The organism is Pseudoalteromonas sp. T1lg122 (genome assembly GCF_002964825.1).
Lineage (GTDB): Bacteria > Pseudomonadota > Gammaproteobacteria > Enterobacterales > Alteromonadaceae > Pseudoalteromonas > Pseudoalteromonas gelatinilytica.
Genome location: NZ_PQCG01000001.1, coordinates 384575 through 411437, shown reverse-complemented (window position 1 = coordinate 411437; position 26863 = coordinate 384575). Strand labels below are relative to the sequence as shown.

Annotated in this window: 20 protein-coding genes and 1 pseudogene; 10 read left to right on the top strand and 11 right to left on the bottom strand. The window is 40.9% G+C overall.

Annotated features, from left to right (window positions below; genetic code table 11):
- Positions 1–68: 68 nt before the first annotated feature.
- The 3 genes from C2M33_RS01965 to C2M33_RS01955 form a co-directional block, all read right to left on the bottom strand.
- A complete protein-coding gene (locus C2M33_RS01965; protein ID WP_105173548.1) occupies positions 69–1664 on the bottom strand; it encodes an AbgT family transporter in 1596 nt (531 codons plus the stop codon).
- Between the two features lie 77 nt (positions 1665–1741).
- A complete protein-coding gene (locus C2M33_RS01960) occupies positions 1742–2041 on the bottom strand; it encodes a hypothetical protein (protein ID WP_105173547.1) in 300 nt (99 codons plus the stop codon).
- A 7-nt stretch (positions 2042–2048) separates the two neighbouring features.
- Entirely contained in the window at positions 2049–2309 is a 261-nt protein-coding gene (locus C2M33_RS01955) for a DUF3081 domain-containing protein (protein WP_062567116.1), read from the bottom strand.
- 201 nt (positions 2310–2510) lie between these two features.
- On the opposite strand from C2M33_RS01955, the gene C2M33_RS01950 reads away from it, so the two are divergent.
- Positions 2511–3377, top strand: a complete 867-nt coding sequence (locus C2M33_RS01950) for a TlpA family protein disulfide reductase (RefSeq protein WP_105173546.1) — start codon at positions 2511–2513, stop codon at positions 3375–3377.
- Between the two features lie 78 nt (positions 3378–3455).
- On the top strand, positions 3456–4736 hold the full coding sequence (locus C2M33_RS01945; RefSeq protein WP_063707629.1) for a flavohemoglobin expression-modulating QEGLA motif protein: 1281 nt from the start codon (positions 3456–3458) through the stop codon (positions 4734–4736).
- Positions 4737–4826: 90 nt separating this feature from the next.
- On the opposite strand, the gene C2M33_RS01940 is transcribed toward C2M33_RS01945, so the two are convergent.
- The 6 genes from C2M33_RS01940 to C2M33_RS01915 form a co-directional block, all read right to left on the bottom strand.
- Positions 4827–6044, bottom strand: a complete 1218-nt coding sequence (locus C2M33_RS01940; RefSeq protein WP_105173545.1) for a type III PLP-dependent enzyme — start codon at positions 6042–6044, stop codon at positions 4827–4829.
- 260 nt (positions 6045–6304) lie between these two features.
- Complete coding sequence (locus tag C2M33_RS01935) at positions 6305–7135, bottom strand: hypothetical protein (RefSeq protein ID WP_105173544.1); 831 nt, start codon at positions 7133–7135, stop codon at positions 6305–6307.
- Positions 7136–7190: 55 nt separating this feature from the next.
- Positions 7191–7994: a DUF1338 domain-containing protein gene (locus C2M33_RS01930; protein ID WP_063707620.1), complete on the bottom strand. Its 804-nt coding sequence runs from the start codon at positions 7992–7994 to the stop codon at positions 7191–7193.
- A 40-nt stretch (positions 7995–8034) separates the two neighbouring features.
- Entirely contained in the window at positions 8035–9507 is a 1473-nt protein-coding gene (gene astD, locus C2M33_RS01925) for a succinylglutamate-semialdehyde dehydrogenase (protein ID WP_105173543.1), read from the bottom strand.
- A gap of 18 nt (positions 9508–9525) precedes the next feature.
- Complete coding sequence (gene astA / locus C2M33_RS01920; protein ID WP_063707614.1) at positions 9526–10560, bottom strand: arginine N-succinyltransferase; 1035 nt, start codon at positions 10558–10560, stop codon at positions 9526–9528.
- Between the two features lie 46 nt (positions 10561–10606).
- Complete coding sequence (locus C2M33_RS01915; protein WP_063707612.1) at positions 10607–11812, bottom strand: aspartate aminotransferase family protein; 1206 nt, start codon at positions 11810–11812, stop codon at positions 10607–10609.
- 203 nt (positions 11813–12015) lie between these two features.
- On the opposite strand from C2M33_RS01915, the gene C2M33_RS01910 reads away from it, so the two are divergent.
- Positions 12016–12444: an Lrp/AsnC family transcriptional regulator gene (locus C2M33_RS01910; protein WP_054554593.1), complete on the top strand. Its 429-nt coding sequence runs from the start codon at positions 12016–12018 to the stop codon at positions 12442–12444.
- A 71-nt stretch (positions 12445–12515) separates the two neighbouring features.
- Positions 12516–13664 carry a cellulose-binding family II protein gene (locus tag C2M33_RS01905; protein ID WP_138624908.1) on the top strand — a complete coding sequence of 383 codons (1149 nt, stop codon included), beginning with the start codon at positions 12516–12518 and terminating at the stop codon, positions 13662–13664.
- A 9-nt stretch (positions 13665–13673) separates the two neighbouring features.
- Here the strand turns inward: C2M33_RS01905 and C2M33_RS01900 are convergent.
- Both C2M33_RS01900 and C2M33_RS01895 read right to left on the bottom strand, forming a co-directional pair.
- Positions 13674–14596 (bottom strand): annotated as a pseudogene (locus C2M33_RS01900) (hypothetical protein).
- 42 nt (positions 14597–14638) lie between these two features.
- The gene (locus C2M33_RS01895; RefSeq protein WP_105173541.1) at positions 14639–16561 is read right to left on the bottom strand and encodes a putative bifunctional diguanylate cyclase/phosphodiesterase; all 1923 of its coding nucleotides are present in this window, start codon (positions 16559–16561) and stop codon (positions 14639–14641) included.
- Positions 16562–17770: 1209 nt separating this feature from the next.
- Between C2M33_RS01895 and C2M33_RS01890 the strand changes: the two genes are divergently transcribed.
- The 6 genes from C2M33_RS01890 to C2M33_RS01870 are packed head-to-tail and all read left to right on the top strand — an operon-like array spanning position 17771 to position 26853.
- Positions 17771–18070, top strand: a complete 300-nt coding sequence (locus tag C2M33_RS01890; protein WP_054562386.1) for an isoamylase early set domain-containing protein — start codon at positions 17771–17773, stop codon at positions 18068–18070.
- An 8-nt stretch (positions 18071–18078) separates the two neighbouring features.
- On the top strand, positions 18079–18357 hold the full coding sequence (locus tag C2M33_RS21220; protein ID WP_233999070.1) for a hypothetical protein: 279 nt from the start codon (positions 18079–18081) through the stop codon (positions 18355–18357).
- Positions 18336–20054 (top strand): 4-alpha-glucanotransferase, encoded by a 1719-nt coding sequence (malQ, locus tag C2M33_RS01885; RefSeq protein WP_233999069.1) that lies wholly within the window; start codon positions 18336–18338, stop codon positions 20052–20054. Before C2M33_RS21220 ends, malQ begins: the two co-directional genes overlap by 22 nt.
- Entirely contained in the window at positions 20054–22291 is a 2238-nt protein-coding gene (gene glgB, locus C2M33_RS01880; RefSeq protein WP_105173540.1) for a 1,4-alpha-glucan branching protein GlgB, read from the top strand. The genes malQ and glgB overlap by 1 nt, the downstream gene beginning before the upstream one ends.
- Complete coding sequence (glgX, locus tag C2M33_RS01875; protein WP_105173539.1) at positions 22281–24338, top strand: glycogen debranching protein GlgX; 2058 nt, start codon at positions 22281–22283, stop codon at positions 24336–24338. The genes glgB and glgX overlap by 11 nt, the downstream gene beginning before the upstream one ends.
- On the top strand, positions 24331–26853 hold the full coding sequence (locus C2M33_RS01870; protein ID WP_063707596.1) for a glycogen/starch/alpha-glucan phosphorylase: 2523 nt from the start codon (positions 24331–24333) through the stop codon (positions 26851–26853). Before glgX ends, C2M33_RS01870 begins: the two co-directional genes overlap by 8 nt.
- The last annotated feature ends 10 nt before the right edge of the window (positions 26854–26863 follow it).

The following is a 26863-nucleotide window of genomic DNA, read 5'->3' as shown; positions in this document are numbered from 1 at the left end:
TTTTCAACAATCTCAGGTACAAAAAAGCCAAGCATTAGCTTGGCTTTTTTCATCTCTTGAATAAGAGATTAAGGCTGATAATAAATCGGTGATTCAGGGCCAACTGGGAAGCCCAGTACAAACACCCATAAGTAGAATAACGCGACCCAACCAACAAAGAAGATGATGCTGTAAGGAAGCATGGTCGCAACCAATGTACCAATCCCCATGTCTTTCTTATACTTCGTTGCCACAGCCAGTATCAAGCCAAAATAGCTCATCATTGGGGTGATAAGGTTCGTAACAGAGTCACCAATGCGGTACGCTGCTTGGATGGTTTCTGGCGCATAGCCTATTAGCATTAACATTGGTACGAAGATAGGTGCCGTGACAGCCCATTGTGCTGATGAAGAGCCTAAGCTTAAGTTTACTAATGCACACATTAAGATGAATAGCACAAATACTTCTGGGCCAGTTAGGTTTAACGCTTGTAATAGAGCGGCGCCGTTAATGGCTAATATTGTGCCAAGGTTGGTCCATTTAAAGAAAGCAACGAACTGTGCTGCAAAGAAAACCAGCACAATGTACATACCCATCGAGCTCATACTTTTACTCATGGCATCGATGACATCTTTATCGTTTTTCATGGTGCCAACAACGCGGCCGTAAACAAAACCTGGAATACCGAAAGTTACAAAGATAAAGACCACAATGCCTTTTAAAAATGGCGAGTGTGCAACAAGGCCTGTTTCTGGGTTACGCAAAATGCCGTCTTCAGGAACAATTGTCCAAGCAAGTAATAATGACACCACTAACAGTGAAACACCGGCCCACTTAAGGCCTGATTTTTCTTTATCGGTTAAACCTGCAATGTCATTTTTAGGTAAATCATTGCTTGCTTCATCTGGGTTGTATTTGCCAAGGCGTGGCTCAACGATTTTCTCGGTAACGAACGTGCCTAAAATGGCAATTAAAAATACTGAGATCATCATGAAATACCAGTTTGCTTCAGCGCCAACTTGGTAATTTGGATCAATCATTTGTGCTGCTGGCGTGGTGATACCTGCAAGCAGCGGGTCTATGGTACCAAGTAATAAATTGGCACTGTAACCACCTGAAACACCGGCAAATGCTGCAGCAAGACCGGCAAGCGGATGACGACCAAGACTGTGGAATATCATGGCTGCTAATGGAATAAGTACGACGTAGCCAAGTTCAGATGCCGTATTTGATAAAATCGCAGCAAACACCACCATAAAAGTAACTAGGCGTTTAGATGCGCCCATTACCATGCCACGCATAGCAGCAGAGAGTAAACCAGAGTGCTCTGCAACACTTACACCTAATAGAGCAACTAATACCGTCCCAAGTGGTGCAAAGCTGGTGAAGTTCGTAACAAGGCCGGTAACGATACGCTGCAGGCCTTCGGCACTGAGCAGGCTGACCACTTCAATTACACCATCAGGATCGCGACCTGCTGCGCCCTCAGGGCGTGGGTCGATAGCACTTAAACCAAACCAGTCGGCAATTCCGCTAAAGACAATGATAGCAACGCAGAACATTGCAAATAAGGTGATAGGATGGGGTAGCATATTACCCAAAAATTCAACGGTGGCTAAAAATCGGTTAAATAACCCATTGTTACCACCCTCATGGGTGTTGTGAGAGTTTATTGCTTTTGACATGTCCAGTTCTCGTTATTTCAAAATGGCGCTAACCTAGCATTTTTTACCGGACAGATCATGTTTTAGCGGTAGGCGTTCTAATAGGTACGTTCCAATACACCCTTATATAGCAAGGGATAGCGGCGCAAACGTTTGCCAATGTAATCATCAGCTAGAATTTGCGCACAGATTTGCTCTACATCGTTACTTGCTTCAAATACCCAATCAAAGCGCTCGATTGCAAGCAGAAAACCACGCTTGAGGAACTGTTGTTCACGATAGTAACTAAGATTATCGCGAATGATATCTAACTTATCAGGGTTAGATTTAAGTTCATCAATTACTTGGTTGATAAACGCTTGCTGTTGCTTTGACTCAGCTTTTACCCGTCGTTTCATTACTTCTTCACAGTTCCTTTTCAGCGATATAAAGCACTTTCTTTAAAAAATCTTCTTTGTTCTTTTCATGTTGATAGTCAAGGTGATAGGTATTATGAAAGCCAAAGCGTAGTAACACACCACTGCCTTTTAGATATACCGTATAACCATCGATATCCGAAAAAGCACAAATACCTTCATAGAGCTTACCATCTTCATGATCTTCACCGTGTTGAATGATTTTTTCATACACAGAAAGAATTAATTTACCGTCTAGCTCATTTTTCATGATGACTCCTTTTTGATGTAATACGTTTCAAACCTATAAAAAGTTTAGTGTTATTTTATGCAGGTATTAACTGTTTTGAGTATTTTTAAAACCTTACTTTGCGATATATCAGTAAAATCACATTGAGTAAGCGGATGTCGAAAATTTACAATATTTTCTCTTATCTTAAACTTAAGATAGATTTTATTTGAGGGACGCACAATGAGATATAAATTTATACCCCTGATACTACTAGCAGGCTTGGTGCTTGTAAGCAAAAGCATATCAGCAAATACAGCCCCCTTGGTGTTAGAAAATGAAGCGGGGCAAATAGTTAAACTTGACAGTTACTTAGGCAAGAAACCCGTTTACTTAAAGTTTTGGGCGACTTGGTGCAAGCCATGTATGGAGCAAATGCCACATTTTCAGCATGCATATGAGCAATATGGCGATAAAATTCAATTCGTGGCTATTAATATTGACCTTAATGATGATGCAGACGCTGTTGCTAAGGTTAAAGAGCGTTTTTCACTCACTATGCCAATATTTACTGATCACACAGGCCAGGTTGCTAAACATTATGAATTTATGGGCACCCCTTTTCATGTGTTGATTGATAGTGATAAAAAGGTGATTTTTCAAGGCCACGAAGCAGATAAACCGCTTGATAACACATTACGTTTGTTATCACACAATGGCAAAGTTGATGAAGCGCGCTTACTAAACGAAAAGCAAGGCCAAGCCACTCCTTTGGTAATTCCGAATAAAGGCAAAAAAGCCGTGCTATTCACCGCAACATGGTGCGACTGGTACTTAGCCGACACGCGCCCTGCAATGGCAAAGCAGTGTGTATTAGCGCAGCAACATGTTAATCAGTTGGTAGAGCAAGGAGTTGATGTCGAGGTTAAAGTGAGTCAGCTGTGGACTAATCAAAGCGCAGTGCAAGAATATGTTGATAAATTCTCTGCAACCATGCCGGTTTCAATCGATTATGGTAATGATTTATTTATCGAAAATGGCATTAATTCGGTACCCAGTTTACTTCTCTACAACGACGGAAAATTAGTCTCTAAAAAAGCTAAATTTTAATTAAAACAGCATGATTTTGCTTTGTAATTATGCAAATTTAGCCTATGCTCAAGGCTCATTACACAGTGAGCCTAGAGCATGATAGATAAGGCATTATTAGCAAAAACACGCGAGTTATCTGACCGATTAATCGCACTGCAAACACCCATTCGTATCCTTGATGCGATCAACTGGGATAAACAAATCAAAGAAGAGTTTTTTAAGCATAAGTGCCAAAAGAACCCAACGGTTGATCAAGCCTATTACCAACAGCGTGACCTTGGTTTTGTACCAAGTGAGTTACGTCGTGCGTTCTCTGATTTAAATCGCGATATCATCAGCCAGCTAGGGCAGTTAAACCCGATTGCGCAATACATGAGCAAAATGTGTACTGAATATAAAACCGTACTTAGTATGATTGAATATCGCGGTACCCCTGAATTTCATGATTTGTCTGTTGAGTTGTTTGGTCACCCCAAAGATTTATTCCATGCTGGAGAGCCTTCACTTTCTGAGCTTGCAACCATGCTTGAGCAGCCGCTAAAGAGTATGCTTGATGCGGATATTTTACCTGATGATCCAAAAAACATAGATGCAGAAGACGCGGTTAAAATTTTAGCATCACAAGTGGCTCAAACGATGCCGGGCATCGATGTTGAGGTTATTCTGAGTGACGGTATTGTGAGTGACGCCGCGGCAGGTGCAAATAATATTAAACTTAATCAAGATGTTAAATTCTCTCAAAGAGAGCTAGATATTCTTGAGGTGCATGAAGGCTGGATCCATGTCGGAACCACGCAAAACGGTCTTGCTCAGCCTTATTTAACCTGTTTAAGTAAAGGCACACCGAGCTCCACAGTTACCCAAGAAGGCCTTGCGGTATTGACCGAAATTATTACCTTAAAGTCGACGCCACGACGTTTAGCAAAGTTAGTGAACCGTATTCAAGGTATTACTAAGGTTATTGATGGTGCGGAGTTTGTTGATATTTATCGTGATTATGTAGCGCAAGGTTTGAGTAAAGACGACAGTTATACACTTACTCAGCGAGTGTTTAGAGGCAGTACGGCAACAGGCTTACCATTTACCAAAGATATCGCTTATATCAAAGGTTTCGTGTTGGTGTATAACCTTATACGAGTTGCCATTCAGTTAGGTCGAATTGATCAACTGCACTTGTTATTGGTTGGTAAAATCTCAATAGATGATTTTAGACTGATATCGCAACTACATGATTTAGGTGTGATTGAAGACCCTAAATTTATTCCACCACACTTTAAAGACTTACGAGGCCTAGCAACTTGGCTAAGCTTTGGACGTTTTATTGGAAACTTGTCGTTTGAACAATTAGAAAACGATTACAAACCACTCTTTATTTAAATAAATATATAAAAAAATGCAGCTGGAATGAGCAGCTGCATTTTAAGAGTTAAAGCATGTTGCCTTACATGCTTTTAGTCGAGGAAACGATTAACCGGTGAGTGCGTCAACCTGCACTACATCATTCAGTACGATAACTTCTGCACGTTTGAAGAAGTTAAAATCTGTTGCGGTTGCTAATGTGTAAGCACCCATCATACGGCTGATGATTAAATCACCATTGTTTAATTTTGGTAGCATAATTGACTCACTTACTACGTCGATGCTATCGCAAGTCGGGCCTGCTAATACTGACTCAACACGTTCGTTTGATTGCTTGAACGAGTCGATAGGGTATGAAGCTTCATCGAACAATAAACCACTGAAAGAGCCGTAAATTCCATCATCTAAATAGTACCAAGGCTTGCCATCACGCACTGCTTGACCCATTACCGATGCAACACTGGTAACAGCACTGGCTACAATAAAGCGACCTGGTTCAGCAATTACGCGAACTGTCTCTGGTAACTGTGCTAAGGCATCATTGATTGGCGCACAAAATTCCTCAATTGGCAGCACGTCTTTGTTGTAAGGCACAGGGAAACCACCGCCGATATCAAGCGTACTAAGCGCAGGTAATCCTAATGCGGCTACGTCGTTAATCACTTGATTACATGCAGCAATGGCAGTGACATATTTAGCTGGGCTTGCTGTTTGCGAGCCAACATGGAACGACAACCCTTTGATACGAATACCTAATTGTTGCGCATAGCTAATGATTTCAATAGCCATTGCTGGGCTACAACCAAATTTTTTCGATAAATCAGCGAATGCTTCCGCATTACGAAAACTTAAGCGAACAAGTAACTCAACCTGCTCTTTGTATGCAATGAACTTTTCTAATTCGTTGATGTTATCAACCACAAACACATTACAACCGTATTCAAGTGCATCACGAATATCACGATCACGTTTGATTGGGTGCGTGTGAATCGTACGATCACTGGGTACGCCTTGGCTGGCGACTAAGTCAACTTCACCGCTGGTTGCTAAATCAAAGCTGGCACCTTCTTCTAAAAGCGTACGAACAACCGCTGGATGAGGAAGTGGTTTTAATGCAAAGTGTAAAGCAACGCCAGGTAAAGCACGGCTTAATGCACGGTATTGATGACGAACTGATTCACAATCAAGCACCATTAATGGCGCGCCATGTTGTGCAACGAGTTGCTCAATAAATTGGTTTGAAGGTTGTGCGACTGGTTCGTTTGCAGCAACCGATGCTGCAGGTACTTTGATTGTTAAGTCTTTTGTAAGTGTTGAAATAGCCATTTTACTCTCCGGCAATTAAGCAACTGCTCGGAAAAAAATGGAAGTCCGAGTCAGTTGAGTGTTATTAAGCGCACAGTATGTTCTGTGCAATCAAATACACTCTTGGATAGTTGCTCTATCGCCTTGCTACAAACAGGGTTTGTAATGTACTCGGATTGGCTATCATCAAGAAGCGGCGAGATAATAGATCTGCTTTTTTATTTGCGCAAGTATTTTTTTATAATATTTCGAGTTATTTTTGTACAGCAAATCGAGTTGGCTTAGTCACTGTTTTCAAAGCGAATTCCATAGCTTTGTGTATAAATGTTGAGCATGGCTTTTGCATCATCTGGCTGATTACTTTTGCTGTGTAGTTGCTGAATATAGGCGGCCATCTCAGCACTTTTCATATAATCATTGATAAGTGCAATAGCACGATAACCCGCTGCGGTTTTACTGCAGGTAAAAAAGCCATTGATAAATTCAGGATATTCGGCAATTCGTCTTGATGTGAGTTGATTTAACTCATGGGCAGGTATATGCGCTTCAAGTGCTTGTTTGTATGCAACAATGTAATCAATACGCTTATTAAGTAATAGCCGACTCAGTTGTAAAAATGCATTTTCTCCGTAAATAGCCGCAACGTTGTATTGTTTATTAGCAAAAACCTCATCGAGTTCGCGATAGCTGGTGGAACCAATAATGCCAAAACTACCTTTGTTTTTGAGAAGCTTAGTGACAGAAATAGGCGCCGAACCTGACTCTAAAGTGCTCTTAAGCGCATAGACTTGACGCTGTACATGCATATAGGTGGGTATGTTAGAAAACACCATGGATTCTGCTCGTTCAGGGGTTTTGATTGCGTTAAAGGTGCAACTGGCCTCATTACTTGATAAGCGCTTCATTAAGCGCGCATGATTGGTAAAGTCGACGTCTATATCGAATTCATCAGCAAGGGCTGGATTGATAACAGCAGCAAGGTGGAGGTTAATGCTGAGTTTATCTGCTTCGCTGGCAAAATATGCATGAGACAAAATTGTAAGCGTGGGTTTTTCTGTTGCCGTTGCTGTGTTTAGGGTAATAAGAATTACGATAAACGCAATTAGTCTCATACATTTCCTTGTGTACCAATTCGCTTATTGCGTTAAGCGAATTGGTCTGTGCTAATTAGCGAGCATTGGTGCTCTCAAAAATTTTGTCAGCTGATGCTGCCACAAAACCTGTGTATAGCTCGCCATCTGGTTTTGCGTAACGCAGAGCGAACTCATAAAAACAACTCGGTACGGCAACAACACCATCACTAAATTCAACTTCGCTGTCATCAGCAAGGGTTGAAGATTGCTCAAGTAATACTTCTGGTGAACCTTTGATTTCGCCGCCAGATGTATTTAGCGCAAAACCCGCATCTTTAAGTGCTTGGTTTACACTTTCGATATCATCGAATTTTGCTAATTCATTGATGCTCACGGTAAAGTGATTAGCACGGTAACCCCATGCTGACATCCATGCTGCGTATTCGCTTTCTGCAAGCAGCTTTTTGTAGGTGTCTGAGCTTACTTGCCAGTGCGTACCTGAATAGAGGAAATTATCCGCTGTTACAGCGTCTTCGTCAATCTGATCAACCATGTCATTAACGATAGCTTGTAATTCTTCTGAACATTGCTCAACAAGTAATTCAGAAATGAAAACTTTAGGTTGCTTAGGATCTGAGTGTTCGAAGTGCTTAGCGTATAGTTTTTTCGCTTCGAAGTGGTACTCGCCGCATTCTTTGTAACCAACTGCTAAAAAGTGCGCAGCTAGTTTTTCTAAACCGATTTTTTCATGGTTAAAAGTACGTAAAGCGATGTGATCGTTGATCACGTCATCTTGTTGTGTAGAGCCAAGTAACTCATGTACTTTTACCGCCGATGGCGTAACTGATAAATAGTTGTCCCATAGGTTTTCAAATAGGGCGTTTACATCTGTGTGCATGTTTAATTCCTTCAATTAAGGCGGCGAGGCCGCCAAACAATTATTCAATAATTAAGCCCGGCGCAAGGGTCTGTGGTAAGTTAACTTTATCGGCTTCAACAGAAGCAACAGGGTATGCACAGTAGTCAGCTGCGTAATAAGCGCTCGCTCTGTGGTTACCACTGGCACCAATACCACCAAACGGTGCAGCGCTTGATGCGCCTGTAATTGGTCGGTTCCAGTTAACAATACCGGCACGAATACGTTTTAAGAAATGCTGGTAGTCATCACTATCATCACTTAATAAACCAGCAGATAAACCAAAAGAGGTGTTATTTGCTTCATTAATCGCACTATCGAAATCTGTATAACGGTAAACCTTGATAAGAGGACCAAAGTGCTCTTCATCAGGCATGTCTTTAACAGCGGTTACATCAATTATACCTGGGCTTACAAAACCTGTACCCGGCTCAAGATGCTTAAGTTCAACAAGAGAAGTTGCTCCCATATCAAGTAACTGCTGCTGAGCTGCAACCATACCTAGTGCTGCTTTTTCGCTGATCATTGCCCCCATAAATGGTTGATCTTCGCTGAAGCTGTCGGCTACTTTGATGTTTTTTGTTGCAGCAATTAATTTTTCTAAAATTGCATCACCATTTGCCGAGTTCTCGATGAATAAACGACGAGAACAGGTACAACGTTGGCCAGAAGTAATGAAACCAGACTGGATAATGTCGTGAACAGCCGCACTTACATCTGCGACATCTTTTACGATCAGTGGATTATTACCACCCATTTCCAGCGCTAAGATTTTACCTGGATGACCTGCAAATTGCTTATGTAATAGGTGACCTGTATTTGAGCTACCCGTAAAGAATAAGCCATCAATATCTTGGTGAGATGCAAGAGCAATACCTGTGTCTACTTCACCTTGTACAAGGTTAATGACACCGGCTGGTAAGCCTGCTTTTAGCCAAAGCTTTAAAGTGAACTCAGCAACATGAGGCGTAAGTTCTGATGGCTTAAATACAACCGTATTACCCGCTAAAATAGCTGGCACAATATGGCCATTTGGCAAGTGACCTGGGAAATTGTATGGGCCAAATACGGCAACAACGCCATGTGGTTTGTGACGAATAAACGCTTTTGCGCCCGGCATTGGGTTTTCTGTGGTGCCAGTACGTTCGTGATAGGCTTTAATTGAAATGGCAATCTTACCTGTCATTGCGCCTACTTCGGTACGTGTTTCCCAAAGTGGTTTACCTGTTTCACGGGCGATAATCGTTGCAAACTCTTCGCTGTGCTCTTTAAGCTCTGCTGCAAAGTTTTCAAGAATAGCAATACGCTCTTCAAGGGCCATATCAGCCCAGCCAAGCTGAGCACTGCGAGCAGCTTTGATTGCATCAGCGACTTGTTCAGCAGTGGCTGTTTTACCTTGCCAAACAACCTCGCCATTACTTGGGTTGATTGAACTAAAATCATGACCAAGGCCTGCTTGCCATTGGTTAGCAATAAGTTGAGTTGTTACACTCATTTTAAACTCCTTAAGTGGTTACAAACGGAAGAACCGTGCTGCATCCCCTTGTTTTAATTTAAGTGCATCTGCCACTTCTTGGCTGACGATTAACGTGTGCTTAGCGTGGTTATAGTGAGCATGTTTGGTGAATGTTGCTCTAAAGTCATTCACGCCTTGGTTGCAAATAGCTAATGTATCTGAGCTCTGCTCATTGATATGCGCAAGCTCACCAATGCTGATAGGGCACACTTGTGACTCACGAACACTGCGAATATTACCAAGTTTTGCTTCAACAGTAGGCCCTGCATCGAAGAGGTCAACATAACCACGGTGCTCAAACCCTTCTTTTTCTAAGAGTTTAAGTGCAGGCTTGGTTTTTTCATGAACCTTACCAATCACAGCTTGGGCTTTTTTGCTCAGTAAGTTGGCATAAATAGGGTACTTAGGCATTAACTCGCTGATGAAGACTTTATCGCCTAAACCAACTAAATGGTCAGCCTGTGGGAACTCAATGCTAAAAAAGTGCTCTTGTAACCACTGCCAGAAAGGCGAGTGACCGTCTTCATCACTCACACCACGCATTTCTGCGATGATAGTGTCAGCAAAGCGTTCGCTGTGCTGAGCCATAAATAGAAAACGTGATCGTGATAAAAAGCGACCTGTTAAGCCTTTGCGGTTTTGCTCCCGTAAGAACAAGGTACAAATTTCAGAGCAACCTGTGTAGTCATTACACATACTCAGAATATCAACAGTGTTATATACGTTGAGAGTAGGTGAATGGTGAACAGTTTTACCAAGGTGGTAATGGTACAAAGGAACCGACATACCCACGGCAGCTTCAATAGCGGTTGTGCCAATTACGTCACCTGTTTTACTGTCTTCTAAAACAAATAAGTAGGTTTCGTCTTGTGGTTTATTAATGTCTTTTGCAAAACTGCGTTCAGCGCGTTCAATTTTTTCTTGTAGTAAATTGTCGTCGACCGGTAACGAGGTAAAACCATGCCCGGATTCCATTGCAATTTGCTTTAACGCGGCAAAATCATTTGCTGTTATAGGACGTAATACTTGCATTAATTGCACTCCAATGGCGCATACCTAAGGCATGCGCCAACTAGGATTAACCGTTTACAACGTCTGCAACCGCTTTTTCAAAGCGAGCTAAACCTTCTTTGATATCCTCTAAAGGAATAACTAAAGATGGCGTAAAGCGCACAACGTTTGTACCAGCAACAAGGCTCATTAAACCGTGTTTAGTGCTTGCTACAAGGAAGTCGCGTGCACGGCCTTCAAATTTGCTGTTAAGAACCGCACCTAATAATAGACCTTTACCACGAACTTCACTAAATACGTCGTATTTTTCGTTGATTGCAGCAAAACCGTCGCGTAAAAGTTGTTCACGCTGTTTAACACCTGCAAGTACTTCTTCGTTATTAACAGTATCAAAAGCCGCTTCTGCTACTGCACATGCAAGTGGGTTACCACCGTAAGTTGAACCATGTGTGCCTACTTTTAAATGCTCTGCAATGCTTGCTGTTGTGATCATCGCACCGATTGGGAAACCACCACCTAATGCTTTTGCTGTCGTAAGAATATCTGGTGTTACATCTAAACCTTGGTATGCGTATAAATCACCTGTACGGCCAACACCTGTTTGTACTTCATCAAAAATAAGTAAAGCATTGTGTTTGTCACATAACGCGCGAACACCTTTAATAAATTCGTTCGTTGGCGAAATGATACCGCCTTCACCTTGTAATGGCTCCATCATCACAGCACACGTGTTGTCGCTAATAAGTGCTTCAAACGCAGCTAAATCGTTATAGTCACAGTGATCGATTGCAGCAGGCTTAGGACCGAAACCATCTGAGTAAGCTGCTTGACCACCTACCGTAACAGTGAAGAATGTACGACCGTGGAAACCTTTGTTGAACGCGATGATTTGGTTCTTTTGCTCGCCGTGTACATCTAATGCCCAGCGACGCGCTAATTTTAATGCTGCTTCGTTAGCTTCTGCACCTGAGTTTGCAAAATACACTTTATCGGCAAATGTAGCGTCCGTTAATTTTTTAGCTAAGCGCAGTGCAGGCTCATTTGTCATTACGTTTGATAAGTGCCAAATTTTTTCGCCTTGCTCTTTTAGTGCATTGACAAGCGCTGGGTGACAATGGCCTAAACAGTTAACAGCGATACCACCTGCAAAATCGATAAATTCTTTACCGTTTTGATCCCAAACACGTGAGCCTTCACCGCGAACAGGAATAACCTCTGATGGGTTGTAGTTTGGTACCATTACGTCGTTAAAAAGTTCTCTTGTTACTTGCATTTGTTGCACCTAAATCTGGCTTAGTATGAAAAAGTTAAATTGCAAAAAATAGGTCAGTTAAGCCGTTCCTGCCTAATTAAGCACGATGAGATTATTTTTCTTATCTATTTTTCTTATTATCTGGGTTAGGAACTTAAATTTGCAGTGCTATTTTGTGAAAAATGACTAAAATAAAATGCAAATTAACGAAAAGAGTAGTCAAAGTGATAACTTCTCAAGATGAAAAACTATTAGCTATCTTAAGAACCAATGCGCGTGCGAGTATTTCTGACCTAGCGAGAGCGCTTAATTTATCGCGCTCAACAGTTCAAAGCCGAATGTTGAAATTAGAAGAAACAGGTGTGATCAAAGGTTATAGCGTAGACTATGGTGATGCCTATTTGAGCCAAATGGTATCGGCGCATGTTTCGATTAAAGTGAAACAAAAACTAACCACCAAAACGAATCTTGAACTAAAGCAGATTGATGCTATTTCACAGCTCTACGCAATTAGCGGTGAATTTGATTTGATTGCCGTTGTGCAAGCGCAAAACCTTGAAAAGTTAAGCCACCTATTAGATGACATTGGTAACTTAGATGGCGTTGAGCGAACAACGTCGTCAGTGATTTTAGAGACAAAGTTTAAGCGTTAACCCTTTATCAGGTAAATCTGACTCTATTGTCTATAATGACTTTAGTTTGTTAGTTATTTAGGCTTATGCCGATGCTTGCTTCATTATTGCTTTCGCTCACTGTGGCTCAGCCTTTTCAGTTAGGTACTAACCTGCCAATTAACGCACCACATAATGCAATTAATCATGTTGAATGTATTTTTAAGCAAATCAATGTGCCATTTAAGTTACAGAAACTACCTTGGTTAAGGGCTAAAAGGGAAGTGCAGCTAGATCGGCTAGATGGTTACTTTACCGCAAACCTGTTATCGCAAATGCAAGAGTATGGTGAGCTTTCTGCCCCGATGTTTTTAGAAAACTGGTACTGGTTTACCCATGCAGATTCGGCTTCAATAGCTGAACACGATTTGCGTTATGGCGTCGTAAGAGGGAGTCATCAGGCTGATTGGTATCAATTGACAAATCGGAAAATCGAAGTCGAAGTTAACACCACACAAGAGCTTATCAAAGTGTTCAAAAAGCAGCGGGTAGATAGAATCTTGCTTGATTTAGAAGAGTTTGAGTTCAATGCTGTGCAGTTACAAATAAAGCCTGATGAATATACACAAACATTCTATCGTTATGTGCCTTTGGGTTTATTTGCAGCAAATAAAACGCTCAAGGAATTCCCTGACTTTTTAAATGCCTTTAACAGTCATATAAGTAGCTGTTCACAAAGTCCCTTTGTATTGTCAAAGATTGAAAAACTAACCTTGGTGAATGTGCTTTTAGAGCAAATAAAGCAATTAGCGAATTCAGACAATGTACAACAAGCGGTAATGAAAAGTAATCGGCAACCGCTCGCGCAGCAAGACCTCGATCAGCTTGATAATCAGTGGGCACAACAAGTTCGTGACAATACACCGATACTTGCAGAGCGCTATCTAAAATTTGAAGGTTCACAATTCTTACAAGTATGGCAAAAGCAAATGCAAGGTGTTATTACAGAGATAATCGTCACTGATAAACAAGGTAAAAATGTCATTATTAGTGAAGTCACCACTGACTATTGGCAGGGTGATGAAGCTAAATTTTTAAATATGTATCAGCAAGATGACGATTACTACATTGATACTGTGGAATTTGATGAATCTACCAAACACTTTCAGGTGCAGTTTAGCGTGCCTATCTTTGATGAGAAAAATCAGCACATGGGGGTGCTGATTTTAGGTGTAGACATCGAAAAAGCGCTCTCTAAATAATGTGTTTGGTTATTGATTCGCTTTGGGCACTTTGCGAATAACTTTCTTTTCTACTTCATCGAGCTTAATGACATAGGCATTACCACCAATGCCTTTAAATTCTTCGTCTGTAAAGACAATCGTGTTGTCATCGTAAAAAGTGATGGCTTCTTTTTGCGTTACGATCCCAAGATCAATACGAGATACATCACCAGAAAAAAACTTATCACCCTGAAAGTTTTCAAATAACCAAATGCTGGTTGAATCGAGTAGAACTAACTTGGTTCTATCAGGGCTCAGAGCCGCAGAAGTGATCCAACAAAGTTTTTCCATTGTGGTGCAAGTTTGAAATGAATCTATTAATTGTGCATCAAAGTTCGCTGCATGATCGCCGACTTTATATACTTTTGTAATGCCATCAAATGGTTCAGTGCGATTTTTGGTAAATAAATAGAGATGTCGGCCAAGCGCGACAAAGGCCTCCAAATCAAAGTTACGTTGATCTGGTTGGATTGGGCTGCCGTCCATTTCAGGATAAGTAAACTTGATTATCTCTGCTTCTGTTGTGTCGCCCTTAATATCGATTGGGTTTTCGATTTTATAAATAGTTAACCATTTTCTGTCGTTTTTATTATTGCCAAAGTCGCCCAAGAAAAAGTGACCAAATTTGTTTGTGTCATGTCTTCCCAGTCAATGTTTTTAGCATTGGTAACTAAAATTTCTTTCGCTATAGAGCCATCTTCATTAAGGCGGTAAAGTTTTGGCTCGTCGCCACTGTCGTTAATAGCCCAAAGTCGATTAAATTTATCAAATTCAATCCCTGAGATTTCTCTAAGTTTAGGGTCTACAGTTAAACGTTTTTTACTATAAAGAGTATAAATAGAAGAGCCAACCAGTAATCCAATAATGGTGACTGACAAGATAAAAACCGTAAGTAAGCTTTTTTTTAACATTAACAAGGGAATGGCTTTGAATAATGTGTTCAGTATAACTTACTAAAGCGGTTGCTGTATATTCCAAACCCCTGTTCCAGTGACAGACATAAAGTTAATGTTATCTTGCAACACTTTATACCCAACATTAACAGACGATTCAGGGTGGCTCACTAGGTAGCCTTGAACACTGTTAATGCCCATCGATTTTACAAGCTCGAATTGGGCGAGTTCTTCTACTCCTTCAGCCACCACTTTTAATCCGAGTTTACGGCCCAGCTCACTGACTGAGTGCATGATTTCATTATATTTAAGATTATCGTTAGCCTGTGCTACAAACAGTTTATCTAGTTTGATTACATCGATGGGCAAATCTGCAAGGGTGCTTAGCGAGCTAAAACCTGTGCCAAAATCATCGATTGCTATAGTGATCCCTTCACCTCGAAGCTTTTCTAATGATTGAATGATTTTATTACTTGCTTTGATTAACGTTGATTCGGTAATTTCAAGCATTAGTGCTTTTGCAGGCAGCCCCGTTTTAGCAAGCTTTTCCATGACCCACTCATAAATATCGTAATGCTTTAACTGCACGCCAGATATATTCACAGAAATAGACACTTTTTTCATCCCTGCATTATACCAAGCGGACATTTGCCGACATGATTCCAACATGATCCAATCACCAAGTTCTAATATCAGATTAGATTCTTCAGCAATGGGGATAAACTCGTCAGGCGTAATTGAGCCTTCAACAGGATGATCCCAGCGAACCAATGCTTCAAAATAATCAATGGCGCAGTCATCTACATGTACAATAGGTTGAAAAGACAAATGAAAACTGCTGCTAGCAATAGCAAGACGCATTTCTTCTAGCAAGTAATGATAGCGGCGAATTTTTTTGCCCATTTCGGGTGAATACACCTTAAAAATTCCACGACCATCTGTTTTTGCTCGATACATTGCTACATCAGCCATTTGCAGTAATGCTTGTGGAGTGGATGCGCTATCAGGGTAAACAGCAATACCTATGCTGGCGCTAATTTTTATTAACTTATTCCCTAATACAAAGTCTCGTTCAATTTCGTGTAATACATTTTGTGCGACTTCTAATGCTTTCTCTTTATCGTCTTTTAAGTTAATGAAAATAGAAAACTCATCTCCACCAAGACGTGCTAGATTTTGCTCTAATTGGCTAATGGGTGAAATGTTACTTATCTTATGGTGTCGTAAAACACTGCTCAAGCGTGTTGCTACTTGAATTAACACATCATCACCAAAACTGTGACCAAATGAGTCATTCACCTGTTTGAACCCGTCTAAATCTATAAATAGTAAAGCACAGCTGAACTTATCCATTTCAGCGAGTCTTAATTGTTTTGCTAGGTGTTCTATATAGGCATGTCGGTCAATAAGGTGGGTTAACTTATCTTGATAAATACTGACTTCAGATTCACGCGTGTAATTAGTGATATGGGTAGTAAGTGTCTGAAAGTTATTTTGTAACTGATCAAGTTGCGTATGCTTTGTTAGGTCCGAGTCTGTGGCTAAATTTAGGCTGTTGAGTAATTCAATTGCCTTAGTGTTAAGCATTTTGATTGCGTATTTCTCATGGTTGTTTTGGAATCTTAAGTTAACTAACCAACTGACTGCTAATGCTAACAAGATTAAAATGATAATGTTGACTGGTGAGAATAATGTAGTGAGTATAAGTTCTGAAGTCATCGCGGTGACGACTGACTCAGTTGTTGTGTTTATAACAATATAAGAAATGTTATTGTCGTAGATTAAATGCTGGCCACTTAAGACAAGGTTATACCAAGGTGCCGCTACCACAGTAACATCAGTACCTTGGAAGGTATGTAGTTCTAAGCCTTTTGGCGCGTACATCAGATCATTGACTTGTTTAGTCAAGAAGATATTTAAGCCATATATAAAAGCTATTAAAGTTATAATACTTATTGATAAAGTTCGAAGAGCATTGGCCATACATTACTACCATTGTGGTGTTTTTGTTTTACAATAAAACCTCACCAGTTAATACACCGAGTATATTGTGTGCATCTAGATTAGACAAAACCTTTCTCATACTTTGGGCATGGATGAGTACAGAATGTGAAAATTCATAGTAATTAGTGTTAATGCTCTAAAATGTTTTTCTTATATAATTTTTATAAGACCTTACTTTTATACTGCATTGTTGCCATTCATTAAGTAATCTTTTTCTCTAGTACTGACAAAAACGCTGATAAATTTTCATACTGATAATATCTATGGTTAGTGTTCTGCTAAATAAAAATTAATTACATTGTCTACGTTTTATTCTTTCAAATTCTTGTGTGTTGAATTAATTATTTCTTCACCCATCTGTAAATTTTTAAATGTTATATGTCACTTTTCAAAAAGGATTGCGAGTTTTATTCGAATCAGATTTCTGAATAGCAAGTTACAAGGTCAGAAAAAGTGGCGATAGAAAAGCTGGAAAGCAGCACTGTCAATGCTTTTATGGATGGCTAACCTGTTTGAATTTACGCTTTTCTACTTATTGTGTTTGCATATGCGCTGGGATAGTTTTTAAAAACGTTAATTGGGTAGTGCTGAATTAACGATTAGTTTATAGAACTAAATATGCGTTGTGTTTTATAAGTTAATGTGTGATAAAAAATTAATAATTAGTCAGAACAATAAATATTTTATTTTCATAGGGTTCGTTAATCTATTTGGCAAGGCTATATGATGTAAATGTCTTTAGTTTGTTTTTGTAAATTATCGATAATGTGTTTTTGACGAACGAAGTCGTGTTTCTTTTAGTGTGATTGCTCTAATTCTCCACTTCAATTTTATTCACTTTACCCAACCTAAATTGTTATCTATTTTTTTTATAAGTTGCGATGTGAGTTGATAAAAAAGGTACTGAAAATAAAGTATATTTTATTATCAACTTGGTTCAGTTATTGCTCGTAATAATATAGCAATATGATTATTGTAGTTTTTGTATGTTTTGTGCACTATGGTGGTGCGAAAAACAAACAGCTGCACTGTCATAATGCGTAAATATAGGTTTGATTTACTAACAGTGAACTTGATGTTTTAGTAAGCAAGTTTAGAGACCTGGAACGCACAGCTTCCGCTGAATGAGTCGTCAATGCGGTACTGTGGCAAGGATTAATTTACCAATTGGTTGAATTGGAGCCCACTATGCTAAGTAAACGTTTTTTTAAAACTAAAGACGAAACAGAAGTTACCTTTGAATTCCAACACCCTGACGCTGATGACGTACAATTAGTTGCAGAGTTCACAGATTGGCAACCCGTGCCAATGAAGTTCAATAAAAAAGAACAAGTATTCAAATGCAAACAGCGCTTACCGCTTGATCAAGAATTTCACTTCCGCTACTTAATCAATGGCGAAACATGGGATAACGATCACCAAGCTGATGGTTATATTCCAAACGGTTTTGGTACTGATAACAGCATTGTTAATACCCAACGCGCTTAGGTGTTTTAATGCAGTCACTTTCCCAGTTATATTACCTGCACGGCATAGGCTATGAATATACTAAGTACACTGGCGAACATGTTATTTTCGATGAAAGTACACGTAGGCAGGCACTTAGTTGTTGCGGTATCGATACCCAAGATGCAGATGCAATTAAACAACTTAATTTTGCATTAGATGCAGGTACTTGGCTGAACTTGTTGCCTCATACAAGTATTATTGAGGCACACCACCCAATTTTGAAAGTACGCGTTGATGACGTTTATTGTCACGTTCATGTACATTAAGCGTGCCTTCGCTTGATATTCACTTTACGCGTGAAAACTTACAGGACTTAGCTGTTCTTGGTGATTATGGTCTAAACGGCATTCGTTATCTTGAGCTTGCTTTACCAGTTCCTGACATGCCAATTGGTTATCATGATGCCCTCATTACTGTGGCAGATCAGCAATCCCACAGTCAGTTATGGATTACCCCAAAAGAGTGCTTCTCTATTGATGATAAAAAGCGTCTGGGCTTATCGATTCAGCTTTATAGCTTATGCAATGAAGAGGGGCTCGGAATTGGTGACTTTGCTGATTTAGCAAATCTAATTACAGAAGCTGCAACACATAACATGGATTATGTGTTACTAAACCCGCTGCATTTACTCTTTGAACACAGCCCTGAGCGAGCAAGTCCTTACAGCCCAAATAGCCGAGCGTTATTGAACCCGCTGTATATTGCAGTGTCATTATGTGAAGACGCCAAAAATAATAGTGCACTTGATAAATTATTGGCCGATAAGCCCCACAATAGTGCGCCTTATATTGATTACACTTCGGTCAGTGATTTCAAATATCAAGTATTTAGTCTCTTGTATCAGCATTTTTGTGAGTTTGCTTCAGCACAGCGAAAACAGCAGTTCGCTCGTTTTTGTGAAACTCATAAACACAGCTTGTCGACCATGTTGGTCGGGGACCGTGATTATGCTAGCTACTTACAATGGCAAGCTCACCTACAATTAAATATCTGCCAGCAAGCTGCCCGAGACAGTGGTATGGCAATTGGCCTTATTAATGACTTAGCCGTTGGCTGTGCTGGTGATGGTAGTGAGTTCAAAAGCCAAAATGAGCTATTTGCAGATAATGCACATGTTGGAGCTCCGCCAGATCCTTGGGCTGAACATGGTCAGAATTGGGGCTTGCCGGCACTCAATCCACAAAAGCTAAGTAAAGACCACTTTGCTTTTTATCGCTCACTTATCCGCGCCAATATGGAAGATGTGGGTGGTCTTAGGATTGATCATGTAATGGCAATTCGTCGTCTTTGGTGGTGTTTTGAAAATAACGCCCAGCAAGATGGCTGTTATGTCTATTATCCATTTGAGCAATTATTAGCGGTTCTTAAGATTGAGTCTCACCTTAATCAATGCGTAGTAATAGGTGAAGATTTAGGCGTGGTACCTAATGAAGTACGTGAAGCTTTAAAAGCGAGTGCAATCTATTCAAATGGGTTGTTCTATTTTGAAAAAGATCACCAAGGGGATTTTTTAGCCGCTGAGCATTTTGCTCCCTATAGTCTTTTAATGATAGCCAACCATGACGTGCCACCTTTTAAAGGTTGGTGGGTTGGTCATGATATTACGATTAAACAACAATATGGTTTGCTTGATGAAGAGCAAACTCAGGCTCAATTCGATGCGCGAAACATAGAAAAGCATCGCATGCTTAATTTTATCTCGCGAGAGTCAAATCAGCATTTATCGTTAGATACAGATGCCTTTATAGTTTATGAAGCGTTGGCATCCTCTTTAGCGGCAGCACCAGCAAAATTATTTACTATTCAAATAGATGATTTAGACCAGCAAATACTGCCTGTGAATATCCCCGGTACTGACAAAGAGTACCCAAATTGGCGGCGTTTATTGTCGCGCCCAGCGGCGCAAATTATTAAAACGCAACAGACATTGTTAGCCAATTTAATTTCGATAAGGAATCAATAATGCGAAGTCGTGTTCGTCAAGAGCAAAGTGCACAACCTGTTATTTATCAAAAACAAATTGATGCATTAGCCAGTGGTTGTTTTAGAGATCCTTTCAGCTTTCTTGGGGCGCACAAAAGTGGCGATTCAAGCTATGAAATTCGTTGCTTTTTGCCTGGCGCAAGCAGTGTTTCGGTTCTGCTTGGCACAGAAAAAATCGTTGCGCAGCAACAAGGTGATAGTCATTTATTTATCGCTAATATCAAATCAAAATTGAAACCTGACTACCAACTAGATGTCAGTTATAGCGATGAATTTAATCATCAACAATATGATGAGTACAGCTTTGAAAGCAGCTTAGATGAACAGGCAATGTATCTGTTTAATGAAGGCAGTTTAGAGCATGCCTATCAGCATTTTGGTGCGCATTTTGTCACTCAACAAGGCGTTGATGGTGTTCGTTTTACTGTGTGGGCGCCGAATGCCAGCAGTGTATCTGTTATTGGTGAATTTAACTATTGGCAGCGTAACCGTCATTTTATGCGTTTTCATCCTGCCAGTGGGGTATGGGAGTTATTTATCCCTGGGCTTAAAGAGCATCAATGCTATAAATTTGCTATCACCACTTTGAGCGGAGAAGTGCTTGATAAAGCCGATCCATTTGCGTTTAAGATGCAACAAGCACCGGGGACGGCGTCCGTACTGCAAAAGCTAAAAACGGGAATTCAACTTTCTGAAAAAGCGTTAGCAAATCGTGCGAAACGAAACAGTGTTAATGCACCTGTTAGTATTTATGAAGTGCACGCGGGTTCTTGGCAAAGACGAGATAACGGTGAGCGCTATCTAACATGGCGTGAACTTGCTGATAATCTTATTCCTTACACTAAAGAGCTCGGCTTTACGCATCTGCAATTAATGCCAATTAGTGAATACCCTTTTGATGGTTCTTGGGGATATCAACCCGTTGGATTATTTGCCCCGACCAGTCGCTATGGCAGCTTTGAAGATTTTGTTTACTTTGTAGAGCAATGTCACGAAGCCGATATTGGTCTTATTCTTGACTGGGTACCTGGTCATTTCCCAAGTGATCCACATGGTTTACATCGTTTTGATGGCACCCACTTATACGAACATGCCGATGTAAGACAAGGCTTTCACCCTGATTGGAATACCTATATCTACAATTATGACCGCGCAGAGGTTCGTAGCTTTTTAATTGCGAATGCAATGTACTGGCTACATGAATTTGGCATTGATGGCTTACGTGTGGATGCGGTTGCCTCAATGCTTTATTTAGATTACAGCCGTGAAGAAGGGCAGTGGGTTGCAAATCAGTACGGTGGCCGAGAAAACTTAGGTGCCATTGAGTGTTTAAAACAAGTCAATATGCGCTGCTATGCGAAAAACCCAGGCATTATGATGGTGGCTGAAGAGTCAACAGCATGGCCGGGTGTTACGCGCCAAGTTGACCATGATGGTTTAGGTTTTGGTTATAAGTGGAACATGGGTTGGATGAACGACAGTTTGCATTATATGCAGCGCGATTCCCTTTACCGTTCGCATCACCACCATGAAATGACGTTTTCAATGGTTTACGCCTACAGTGAGAACTACATTTTACCGCTTAGCCACGATGAAGTGGTACATGGCAAAGGCTCATTAATTGAAAAGATGCCAGGGGACGACTGGCAAAAGTTTGCAAACTTACGTGCATACTATGCCTTTATGTGGGCGCATCCAGGTAAAAAGTTATTGTTTATGGGTGCAGAAATCGCCCAGCGTAAAGAGTGGAACCACGACCAATCGCTTGATTGGCATTTACTTGAGCATATTAGCCACAGTGGCATGCAGCAAACGATTAAAGATTTAAATGCTGTTTACACCAGTACGCCAGCTTTATACGAGCAAGATACCAGCCCTGCGGGTTTTGCGTGGCTCGATAGCAATAATGCTGAACAAAGTATGTTTAGCTTTATTCGCTATGCAAAAAAAGCTGAAGACTTTGTGGTGGTGATCTGTAACTTAACGCCGCAGGTGTATCACGACTATGTGATTGGTGTGCCAAAAGCTGGCGCTTATCAAGTTATTTTGAATACAGATAAGGCGGACTATTTTGGCTCTGGCGTTGCAGCAACTAATCATGCTGAGCAAATCATTGTAAGCCAAGCGAAAGAAAGCCATGGCTTTAATCAAAGCATTAGCGTGTCTTTGCCTGGTCTTGCGACAATTTACCTTAAGAAGGTGAACGATGAGTCATAGTGTCGAACTCGAAGTCGGTGTGAGCTCGCCGTTGGGTGCGTCTGTTGTGGGTAATGGCGTGAACTTTGCTGTGTACGCGCCACAAGCACAACATATGTCATTGTGCTTATTTGATAGCAGTGGTCATTCAGAAATTCTCACCTTAGCGATGCATATGAATGAAGGTGGTATCTGGACACTAAAAGTGAGCCCTCTGAAAAGTGGCGCCTTGTATGGTTTTCGCGCTGATGGTGAGTACGCACCCGAAAAAGGACTCTTTTTTAATAATCACAAACTGCTGTTAGACCCGTATGCCCGAGATTTGTATGGTGAGTTTACTTGGAGTGAACGTCACTATGGGCAAATGCCTGTAGGAAAGTTAAGTCAGGTTAACAATGCCATTGATATGCCAAAATCACGAGTCCGTGAGTTAGCACCTTACAGCGGTAAAAAACCGAATCACTGCTGGGGAAAAACGGTTATTTATGAATGTCATGTGGTTGGTGCAACCTGCCGTCACCCTGAAATTCCAAAATCGTTACAAGGTAAGTTTTTAGGTTTAAGCCACCCTAGCTTTATTGAACACCTACGCACTATTGGTGTGACTTGCTTAGAGTTATTACCAGTTCATGCTTTTATCAGCGAGCAGTTTTTAACAGCCAAAGGCTTACAAAATTACTGGGGCTACAACACGCTTAACTTCTTTACGCCGCATAAAGAGTATCTCGTTAATGATGATATTAGTGAGTTTCAAGAAATGGTCGCGGCGCTTCACAAAGCAGATATCGAAGTGATACTCGATGTGGTTTATAACCACACAGCAGAGGCGGGCACCGATGGACCTATCTTGTCGCTACGTGGCTTAGACAACTTAGGATACTACCGCACCATTGCTGATAAACCACAGCATTATATTAATGATACCGGCTGTGGTAACACGGTAAATATTGATTCGCCTCGCTCTTTACAGCTGGTACTTGATAGCTTGCGTTATTGGGTTGAAGTGATGGGTGTCGATGGCTTTCGTTTTGACTTAGCAACCATTTTAGCGCGTAACCCAAATGGCTTTAATCAGGCACATGCGTTTTTCCAAGCGATTAATCAAGACCCTGTACTCAGCCAAGTTAAACTCATTGCAGAGCCATGGGATATTGGCCCAGGTGGTTACCAATTAGGGGCTTTCCCTGCGCCTTGGCGTGAATGGAATGATAAATATCGCGATACGATTAGACGCTTTTGGAAACAAGAGCAGGGCGTAATTGGCGAGCTTGCAAAACGCTTACATGGGTCGTTCGACTTGTTTGAGCATAACCTACGTGGGCCACTTAACAGTATTAATTTCATCACCAGTCATGATGGCTTCACGCTTGCAGACTTAGTCAGCTACGAGCATAAACACAACGAAGCGAATGGTGAGCAAAATCGTGATGGCCACAGCGATAATCATTCATTCAATTGTGGTGTCGAAGGCTTTACCAATGACCCACAAGTGAGCAAATTACGCTTACAACAACAAAAAAATATGCTGTTAACTTTGTTACTTTCTAAAGGCGTGCCTATGCTTTCATTAGGAAGCGAAATGGCACACTCACAAGGTGGTAACAACAACGCCTATTGTCAAAACAATCGCACAAGCTGGTTAGCATGGAAAGACTCACAGTTAAGCCATCCTCTAACTCGATTCATTGATGACGTACTGCGCATTCGTAAGCAGTTCAGCATTTTTAAACATCGCTTTTTTGTGCACGATAATGACCCGCGTTATGACGTGGCGTGGTTCACCGAATCAGGCAGCAATATGCAACAAGACGATTGGCATCAAGGCGATCGTCAAGTGTTGATATACAGCCTGACAGACAAGCACACAAATCAAGCTTTATTGATCATATTAAATGCAGGATCAGAGCCGGTAACTTGCCAACTTCCAAGTTTAGATAAAGGTAAGTGGCAGTTAGCACTGACTAGCATTCATCCTATGTCAACACAGTTTGTTGATAAGGAACACCAGATTGCTGCAATGAGCAGCTGGGTTTTTACCGCCAATTCAGAGGATCTAAATCATGGCTAAAAATGCCGATCAAGTATGTGTTGTTAAGGGCTGGCAGGATGCGCCTACAGTTGATGAAAGTACCTTAGACGATGATTTATCACGCCATTTTTATTACACCCTTGGGCGTGACAAAGTGGGTAAATCACAACTGTATTTATACCATGCATTAGCATTAACTATTCGTGACCGATTAGTTGCTCGTTGCCGTGTGACAAAACAGCAAATTCATGAACAAAAACGCCGTAAAACAGCTTACTTATCACTTGAGTTTTTAATGGGCCGTGCCCTTGGTAATGCGATTTTAAACTTAGACTTAGATGAGCAAGTAGCTAAAGCGTTACAAGAATACTGCACTGAACTTGAGCAAGTTGCTGAGGCTGAGCACGATGCAGGTCTGGGTAATGGTGGCTTAGGTCGTTTAGCTGCCTGTTTCTTAGATAGCTGTGCAAGTCTTGCATTACCTGTAATTGGCTATGGTATTCGTTATGAATACGGCATGTTTAATCAAGCGATTGAAAATGGTCATCAAATTGAGCAACCGGATAATTGGTTACGTGAAGGGCACCCGTGGGAGCTGAGTGCACCAGAGCAATCAAAACGCGTAAAATTCTTTGGTCATGTTGAAAGCTATACTGATAAATACGGTCGTGAGCACCGCCAATGGCTAGATTCTCAAGATGTGTTAGCTGTGCCTTATGATGTGCCAATTCCTGGCTATAAAAACGATATCGTTAATACCTTACGTTTATGGAAATCAGAAGCCACCGACGAATTTGATTTAAGCGAATTCAATGCGGGTAGTTACTCTGAAGCAGTAGCGCGTAAAAACTTAGCTGAACAAATCACTATGGTTCTTTACCCGAATGACAGTAGTGAGAACGGTAAAGAACTGCGTTTACGTCAGCAATACTTCTTATCATCAGCGAGCTTACAAGACATCATTGATACGTGGGTTAGCAAACATGGCGAAGACTTCTCTGACTTTGCCGATTACCATGTTTTTCAATTAAACGATACACACCCAAGTATTGCAGTAGCAGAGCTAATGCGTATTTTGGTTGATGAGTATGAGCTTGATTGGCAAGAAGCCTGGTCTATCACGACTAAAACTATGGCGTATACAAACCACACTTTGCTTCCTGAAGCATTAGAGAAGTGGTCAGTATCTTTATTTGCCCGATTATTACCGCGTATTTTAGAGATTATCTACGAAATCAATGCGCGTTTCTTAGCTGAAGTGGCGTTAGCTTGGCCTGGTGATGTTGAAAAGCAACGTGCGTTGTCACTTATCGAAGAAGGCCCTGAGCCACAAATCCGCATGGCGTATTTAGCGATTGTGGGTAGTTATTCGGTGAATGGTGTGGCTGCACTTCACACTGAGCTTCTTAAAGCGGGCTTATTCAATGAGTTTTATCAGCTTTGGCCTGAAAAATTCAACAACAAAACCAATGGTGTAACACCACGTCGCTGGTTAGCACACTGTAACCCTGAGTTGGCTAAACTGCTTAATCAACATATTGGCGATGAATGGGTTGCTGACTTTAGTAAAGTTAGCCAGTTACGCCGTTTATATGACGACCCTAAATTCCATAAGCAATGGCAAGCTGTAAAACACAGCAATAAGCAACGCCTTGTTGAATTAGTGAAAAACCGCTGTGGCGTAGAGTTTGATGCCGAAATGATGTTTGACGTGCAAGTTAAACGTATTCATGAATATAAGCGTCAGCTATTAAACGTACTGCACGTTATTCACCTTTACGACCGTATTCGCCAAGGCGATACAGCAAACATTGTTCCTCGTTGTGTGCTATTGGGCGGTAAAGCTGCACCAGGTTACTACATGGCGAAGAAAATTATTAAATTAATTAATAACGTAGCAGAAGTGATCAACAAAGATCCGCTAGCTAAACCGTATTTAAGAGTTGCTTTTTTACCTAATTACAACGTGACAGCAATGGAGACTATTTGCCCAGCGACGGACTTATCTGAGCAAATATCTACAGCAGGTAAAGAGGCATCTGGCACAGGTAACATGAAGTTCATGATGAACGGCGCATTGACTATAGGTACGTTAGATGGCGCTAACATCGAAATTCGTGATGCAGTGGGTGCTGACAACTTCTTCTTATTTGGTGCACGTGCAGAGCAAATTGATGATATCAAAGCGCACTATAATCCTGAGCAGATTATTCACCAAACTGACAGTCTCTATAAAGTAATGCAATTACTTGAGAGCGGTCACTTCAACTTGTTTGAGCCTAATTTATTTGACGACATTATCGCGGCGATTAAGAGCCCGCACGATCCATGGTTAGTCGCTCATGATTTTGCCAGCTTTGTAGAAGCGCAAGAGCAAGTTGAACAAGCCTACTTAGACACTGCTCACTGGACCAAAATGAGTATTTTGAATACTGCAGCCAGTGGCATGTTTTCGAGCGATAGAACCATTGGTCAATACAGTGACGACATCTGGCATTTGGAGCCATTACTGGATACTAGTGCACAGCAAAACACACAGAAGAAAAGCAGCTAGCTTAAGACGG

Coding starts and splice junctions, on each gene's coding strand:
- glgX (WP_105173539.1), top strand. CDS start 22,281: ATGAGTCATAGTGTCGAACTCGAAGTCGGTGTGAGCTCGCCGTTGGGT.
- C2M33_RS01940 (WP_105173545.1), bottom strand. CDS start 6,044: ATGGCTATTTCAACACTTACAAAAGACTTAACAATCAAAGTACCTGCA.
- C2M33_RS01890 (WP_054562386.1), top strand. CDS start 17,771: ATGCTAAGTAAACGTTTTTTTAAAACTAAAGACGAAACAGAAGTTACC.
- C2M33_RS01965 (WP_105173548.1), bottom strand. CDS start 1,664: ATGTCAAAAGCAATAAACTCTCACAACACCCATGAGGGTGGTAACAAT.
- C2M33_RS21220 (WP_233999070.1), top strand. CDS start 18,079: ATGCAGTCACTTTCCCAGTTATATTACCTGCACGGCATAGGCTATGAA.
- C2M33_RS01955 (WP_062567116.1), bottom strand. CDS start 2,309: ATGAAAAATGAGCTAGACGGTAAATTAATTCTTTCTGTGTATGAAAAA.
- C2M33_RS01870 (WP_063707596.1), top strand. CDS start 24,331: ATGGCTAAAAATGCCGATCAAGTATGTGTTGTTAAGGGCTGGCAGGAT.
- C2M33_RS01935 (WP_105173544.1), bottom strand. CDS start 7,135: ATGAGACTAATTGCGTTTATCGTAATTCTTATTACCCTAAACACAGCA.
- astA (WP_063707614.1), bottom strand. CDS start 10,560: ATGCAAGTATTACGTCCTATAACAGCAAATGATTTTGCCGCGTTAAAG.
- C2M33_RS01945 (WP_063707629.1), top strand. CDS start 3,456: ATGATAGATAAGGCATTATTAGCAAAAACACGCGAGTTATCTGACCGA.
- C2M33_RS01905 (WP_138624908.1), top strand. CDS start 12,516: ATGCTTGCTTCATTATTGCTTTCGCTCACTGTGGCTCAGCCTTTTCAG.
- C2M33_RS01960 (WP_105173547.1), bottom strand. CDS start 2,041: ATGAAACGACGGGTAAAAGCTGAGTCAAAGCAACAGCAAGCGTTTATC.
- C2M33_RS01895 (WP_105173541.1), bottom strand. CDS start 16,561: ATGGCCAATGCTCTTCGAACTTTATCAATAAGTATTATAACTTTAATA.
- C2M33_RS01915 (WP_063707612.1), bottom strand. CDS start 11,812: ATGCAAGTAACAAGAGAACTTTTTAACGACGTAATGGTACCAAACTAC.
- astD (WP_105173543.1), bottom strand. CDS start 9,507: ATGAGTGTAACAACTCAACTTATTGCTAACCAATGGCAAGCAGGCCTT.
- C2M33_RS01930 (WP_063707620.1), bottom strand. CDS start 7,994: ATGCACACAGATGTAAACGCCCTATTTGAAAACCTATGGGACAACTAT.
- glgB (WP_105173540.1), top strand. CDS start 20,054: ATGCGAAGTCGTGTTCGTCAAGAGCAAAGTGCACAACCTGTTATTTAT.
- C2M33_RS01950 (WP_105173546.1), top strand. CDS start 2,511: ATGAGATATAAATTTATACCCCTGATACTACTAGCAGGCTTGGTGCTT.